Origin of the sequence: Virgibacillus sp. AGTR (assembly GCF_016919725.2) — a bacterium.
Lineage (GTDB): Bacteria > Bacillota > Bacilli > Bacillales > Amphibacillaceae > Virgibacillus > Virgibacillus salarius.
This window is the reverse complement of sequence record NZ_JAJERH010000051.1, coordinates 24,609-30,622: the sequence shown is the minus strand read 5'-3', so window position 1 is coordinate 30,622 and position 6,014 is coordinate 24,609. Positions and strand designations below refer to the sequence as shown.

Annotated in this window: 8 protein-coding genes; 5 read left to right on the top strand and 3 right to left on the bottom strand. The window is 35.6% G+C overall.

Annotation, left to right across the window (positions count from 1 at the left end; genetic code table 11):
* Nucleotides 1-315: 315 nt before the first annotated feature.
* From JUJ52_RS16275 to JUJ52_RS16255, 5 genes are read left to right on the top strand one after another with little or no spacing between them, the layout of a single operon-like run.
* Entirely contained in the window at nt 316-708 is a 393-nt protein-coding gene (locus tag JUJ52_RS16275; protein ID WP_026679689.1) for a GntR family transcriptional regulator, read from the top strand.
* On the top strand, nt 709-1,812 hold the full coding sequence (locus JUJ52_RS16270; RefSeq protein WP_026679690.1) for a DUF1648 domain-containing protein: 1,104 nt from the start codon (nt 709-711) through the stop codon (nt 1,810-1,812).
* 18 nt (nt 1,813-1,830) lie between these two features.
* On the top strand, nt 1,831-2,034 hold the full coding sequence (locus JUJ52_RS16265) for a PLD nuclease N-terminal domain-containing protein (RefSeq protein WP_026679691.1): 204 nt from the start codon (nt 1,831-1,833) through the stop codon (nt 2,032-2,034).
* On the top strand, nt 2,035-2,943 hold the full coding sequence (locus JUJ52_RS16260; protein ID WP_205389668.1) for an ABC transporter ATP-binding protein: 909 nt from the start codon (nt 2,035-2,037) through the stop codon (nt 2,941-2,943). It abuts the gene before it with no gap.
* Entirely contained in the window at nt 2,943-3,713 is a 771-nt protein-coding gene (locus JUJ52_RS16255) for an ABC transporter permease (protein WP_205389667.1), read from the top strand. Before JUJ52_RS16260 ends, JUJ52_RS16255 begins: the two co-directional genes overlap by 1 nt.
* A 371-nt stretch (nt 3,714-4,084) precedes the next feature.
* Here JUJ52_RS16255 and JUJ52_RS16250 read toward each other — a convergent pair whose 3' ends face one another.
* From JUJ52_RS16250 to JUJ52_RS16240, 3 genes are read right to left on the bottom strand one after another with little or no spacing between them, the layout of a single operon-like run.
* Nucleotides 4,085-4,783, bottom strand: coding sequence for a hypothetical protein (locus tag JUJ52_RS16250; protein ID WP_205389666.1), 699 nt, complete (start codon nt 4,781-4,783; stop codon nt 4,085-4,087).
* Between the two features lie 6 nt (nt 4,784-4,789).
* Nucleotides 4,790-5,647, bottom strand: coding sequence for an ABC transporter ATP-binding protein (locus JUJ52_RS16245; protein ID WP_026679695.1), 858 nt, complete (start codon nt 5,645-5,647; stop codon nt 4,790-4,792).
* Nucleotides 5,637-6,011, bottom strand: coding sequence for a GntR family transcriptional regulator (locus JUJ52_RS16240; RefSeq protein ID WP_026679696.1), 375 nt, complete (start codon nt 6,009-6,011; stop codon nt 5,637-5,639). The genes JUJ52_RS16245 and JUJ52_RS16240 overlap by 11 nt, the downstream gene beginning before the upstream one ends.
* Nucleotides 6,012-6,014: the final 3 nt, after the last annotated feature.

Genomic DNA, 6,014 nt, shown 5'->3' with positions numbered 1-6,014 from the left:
AGTGATACGCCCTAAATTGGCGTACCACTTTTTTTAGTTACTGGGTTTTGTCCCAGCCCCTTTTATTCCACAATCAGCTATATCTACTTCTATCCAACCAAAAAACCCGTACCCCCTGTGAGTAATCCATCTTCACGAGATCTCAGTAGCTCGTTTCTTTGAGATGACAATAACACAGCTCGAACAGCACTTTTACATATTCCTTATTGCTCGAATTCAGAGACATTTCGATTCTCAACCTATTATATTTTCGTTGACACTAAGTTATATCTGTTATACATTAAATATAACAGATATAAAGGAGTGCCATGGAATGTGTTCATATCACTAGATTTTGAGTCTAAAGATCCAATATACCTGCAACTATCTCAACAAATCATTGAAGGCATTGCTAGAAGACAATTATGTCCTGGTGACACGTTGCCCTCCGTTCGCTCGTTAGCAGCGGATATCGGAATTAACTTGCATACTGTCAATAAAGCATATCAGCAACTTAAACAAGATGGGTTTCTTCATATACATCGTCAAAAGGGTGTCGTCATTAACCCAGATGGGGTACCAAAAGCAGATGATCAATATAGGTCGAAAGTGGAGCATGAGCTACACCCAATTATTGCTGAGAATATCTGTCGAGATTTGAATAAAGAAGAATTTCTTAACATGTGTTCACATATTTATTCAGAATTTACGAAAGATGGTGAATCCTAGATGAATAATATAACGTTAGTATTAATCGTTTTACTCGTGCCCATGTTTATATTTTTTATCTTCGTACCATATTTGACTAGAAAAACAGAAAGCTTTGGTGTATCTATTCCAGAGACTGTGTATGATACCCCAGAGCTTAAAAAAATGAGAAAACAATATGCTTATGCTATTAGCTTCCTAAGCGCCTTTGCTACAGGCATTTTTCTTATTACCGATATGATAACTGACTTAGAAGAATCAGCAGTTGGAATTCTGCTCGCCATTGTCATTTCTGTATTTATTCTACTTAGCTTTCTCAGCTATTACGTTTTCCATATAAAGATGAAACAGTTGAAAAAATTATCTAATTGGAAGCAAGAAAAATCACAGAAGGTTTACATTCATACCCAATTTCACCAATCTAAATTAAGATATTCCAATGCATGGTTTCTTTTTTCAATTATTATCGCAATAGCAACTATCATAGCTAGTATGATGTCCTACGCAAAATTCCCTGAACAAATACCGATGCAATATAATTTCCAAGGCGAAGTTACTAATTGGGCTGAAAAATCACACCGAACCGTGTTAGCAATGCCGATTATCCAGCTTTACTTAACGTTAATTTTCGTTTTTGTTAATACAATAATTGGTAAAGCTAAGCAGCAAATAAACGCTGAAAACCCGAATGAATCTATGCAACAGAATATACTATTTCGTAGAAGATGGTCTGCATTTACAATTATCGGCGGCATTCTATTAACCATTCTGTTTTCGATTGTACAATTCTCTTTTATGTATCCGATACCGCAAGCTTTAATGATTCGTGCAGCTATCCTTATTAGTATTGGATTAACCATCGGTGCTATTATCCTTTCCATTACAACCGGGCAAGGAGGCAGTCGGATTAAAGCTTCAAGCAAAGGTCAAGTAGAAGTAATCGACAAGGATGATGATCGTTACTGGAAGCTTGGACAATTTTATGTAAATAAAAACGATCCTACGATCTTTTTAGAGAAGCGATTTGGAATTGGTTGGACAATGAATTGGGGTAGACCACTTTCTTGGGTTATTGTTATCCTGTTCGTCCTGATCACGATCGGAATCGTATGGCTCGCAATATAAAAAGGGAGATAGGTTACTATGCAGGAAATGTTTGAATCCATAAACTGGGCGGTTATTACTCCGTTGCTAGTTATACAAGGAATATTATTAATCATTGCAATTATTGATTGGGCTAAGGTCGAAAAGACGAATGGACCGAGATGGATGTGGTTCTTCATTATTATCTTCATTTATACCATTGGACCGATTGCATATTTTATTTTCGGGAGGAGGCAACAATAGATGACATTATTAACAATCACAAATTTAACCAAGAAATTTAGTAATAAGCTAGCTGTTAACAATGTTAATTATACACTAACGCCCCAAAAATGCGTTGCGTTAATCGGGCCGAACGGTGCTGGTAAAACCACAATTCTAAGAATGTTAACTGGACTTCTAAAGCCTTCTTCCGGTGTCATACAATTTGCAAACAAACCAAAAAACGATGATGCTAGAAGCTTTATTGGGTACTTGCCTCAATATCCTGTATTTTATAATTGGATGACCGGAATGGAATTTCTTACATTTAGCGGGCAACTAGAAGGTTTAACTAAGCAAGAATCAGTAAAAAGAGCTACCTTTCTAATGGAAAAAATAGGAATTGCAAATACAAAAAACAAACGAATTGGTAACTATTCTGGAGGGATGAAGCAACGTCTTGGAATAGCTCAAGCAATTATTCATAGACCAAAGCTATTAGTTCTCGATGAACCAGTCTCCTCTTTAGATCCCATTGGACGTCGAGAAGTTCTTTCTCTTATGGAAGAGTTAAAACAACAGATGACTATTCTTTTTTCTACTCATATATTAGGCGATGCAGATGAGATTAGCGATGAATTATTGCTGCTTAAAGAGGGAGAAATTATTGAATCAGGAGAAATGCATGTCCTACGTCAAAAATATCAAACAGCCAAGATATCCATTCAATGCCATGAAAACCTGCCAATTTATCGTGATAAAATCTCTACTTTGTCCTCCGTACGAAATGTTTATATAGAAAGAGATACGATTCAGATTACCGCACATAATATCCAAAATGCCCGACAGGAAATTTTGCAAATCGCCTCTAAAGAACAATGGCCACTCACAAATTTCACATTACATCGTGCGTCCTTAGAGGATATGTTTATGAAGGTGGTGAACGAATAATGCATACTAAGGTTTTACTTCAAAAAGAGATGTTAGAGAATTGGCGAAACAAGAAATGGATTTGGGTACCACTCGTATTCCTTCTTTTAGCAATTATGGATCCAATCTCTAATTATTATCTTCCTCAGATATTAGAATCAATCGGTGGATTACCGGATGGAACTGTGTTAGAACTTCCTGAGTACGCTCCACAAGACATACTTTTAATGAGTTTAGGGCAATTTTCCAGTCTTGGTGTTCTCTTAATTGTGCTAATCTCTATGGGAACCATTGCAGGAGAACAAAAAAATGGTGTAATGGATTTGCTTCTTATTAAACCCATCTCCTACCGTTCGATTATTTTAGCAAAATGGTTTTCTCTTTTATTGCTTGTCTGGACTTCCTTGTTTCTTGGTATCACAGCAAGCTGGTATTATACGAATAGCTTGTACGGTGAAATCGAGTTTTTATCTATGTTACTTGTTACATTCTATTACGGTCTTTGGTTAACTTTAGTTGTAACCATTTCCATTTTTTATAATGCTATTATACAAACACCAGGTTTAGTTGCATTTTTAACAATCCTTACAACAATAATCTTAAGTATTGTTACTAATGTTTTTGGTACACATATAAAGTGGAGTCCTGTTAATTTATCAACTTATATTCATGAAATGCTTGTTCTCGGTTCTGTTACCTCCCAATTAATTGCTACTGCTTTTACAACGATTGTCCTTATCATAATCATTCTTTCTGTAGCTATTTATTGTTTTAAAAAGAAACAGCACTAACATAAAAAGGAACGGTTAGACTTGGAAATTCTTCTCGCTTTCTTAATCAGACGAATACACCGTGTCTTCTTCTCCAATAGCTTAGACTAAAATTGTCCGTCTTCATCAGGATTATCGCAGTTCCCCCATTGTTCACACAAGTCAAACAAAGGGATTGAACATAACAAACACGATTAATTCATTACACGAACAATGCACTACTCTACCTCATAAAATATATAGCTCCTTGATAAACAAGAGCGATGTATCGCTGCCTTTCCTCCATTTCCTGTAGAAGGAAAGACAGCGGTGAACGCCACATTGCGGAGCAAAGCCGATGGCTTGGAACGAATCTTCTTTTCTATAAATATAAGTGGAGCTTGGCACCTACCTTATCGCACCTTTATAATTGTTATTTGTTTCAAAAAGGCAAATGAGGCAAGATATAGCAGTAATCCAACTGCGAATAATTGGAGAAAGAATACCATATTAATATGCACAACTAGATCTACAATAAAGTCAATCAACCAGCCCTGAGCAATACCAAATAATAATACAACCGCAGCCACACCTAAGCTTATTCCACCACCTAAGAATCCATGTCTATAAAAAACCAATCCTAACATAAACATAAGTGACATTAAGAAAAAGATTAACATGACATCCATTCCTATTCGTATATACCACGTATCATTTACAAAATAGGCAAGATGTAAAAAGTAGAAATCTTCAATACCAATAACCTTTGTAAAAAATGAAATAGCTTCCTGTAGAATACTTGCAACAACTGCTTTTGTAATAGCTAGTAGGAAAAAGAAGATACCTATGCTAATAAAAATATTCTTTCGTGTTGCCCCCAATTTAATAGAAAATGGGATAAATTCTTTTACCACGTTAAAAGCTAAAATACTACAATATATATAAATTGGAGCCGTTAAACTAAAAGTCATCATTCCCCCATCAATGGCATCGAGATAAAAACCAAAGGCAATACAAACAACTAATATGGATAATAATACTGTCCAAAAGATCATCATTAAATGACGAATATCAACCAAAAAGAAATATAATAGTCCCTTTAACTGATTCATGGTTAATTAAGCTCCCCTCTTTTTCTCAGTTAGATGGATCATCAGCTCCTGCGTTGGAATTCCTTCGACCTTTAATCCCTGTTCTTCAGCCTCTTGCATACTTCCAAAGAGGTAGGCTGTCATCATCCCTGCCAACTGTTTCTTTTCAATTACTTCTTTACCTTTAATGAAGGCTTCTACATCCTCCACTTTTCCCGTCACAGCACATGTTTGTTCCCGAAGTACTTCAGCAGATTCTTGTAGTACAAGCCGTCCCTCTTGTAAAATCAGTACTTCTTCAAACATAAGACTTACTTCATCAATTAAATGCGTCGAAAAAATAATCATCCGCTTTTCGTTTTCGAATTCTTCTAACATTTGTTTATAGAAGTTTTTGCGTGCTGCTGCATCTAATCCGATATATGGTTCATCAAAAATGGTAATCGGTGCTTTACTTGCCAAACCTACAATTATTCCAAGAGCTGATTCCATTCCTTTTGATAAGGTCTTAATCTTTGCCTGAGGTTTGAGATTATATTCATGAAGTAATTGTTCAGCAAGCTGCTGATCCCATTCTGGGTAGAAAAAAGCATAGATACGGATAACTTCCTTTATCTTTAACTCCCTTTTAAAATTATTACCTTCTTTAATTAAGCAAACCGATGAACTGAGCGTTTGATTATCAAATGGATTTTCACCATCAATCAATACCTCGCCACTAGTTGCTAAGATATTCCCTGCTAAAATATCCATGAAGGTCGATTTACCTGCACCATTTCTGCCTAACAATCCATAAATTTTTGGTCCTTTTAAAGTAAAAGAGACATTCTTTAATGCTTCATCAAGATGGTATCGCTTTGTTACTTTACGAACTTCAATCTTCATTCGTATCCCCCTTATCTATCATTTCTCTTAATTCCTCCAGACTTATCCTAAGCTTTTTAGCCTCCGCTTTTAATGGAAGCATGTAATTTTCATAAAATGTTTGTTTTCTTTTTTTTATTAAAATTTCTTTAGCATCTTCTGTTACAAACATACCAACACCTCGCCGTTTAAATAAAATTTCCTCAGCTACAAGCGCATTAATCCCCTTAGCAGCAGTAGCTGGATTAATTTGATAATAGTTGGCAAATTCATTAGTAGATGGAACACGTTCCCCTGGCTTTATCGACTCATTAATGATTGCATCTTCAAGCTGTTCTCGTATTTGCAAGAAAATAGGTTTGCTTTCATCTAAACTGTTTTTCATATC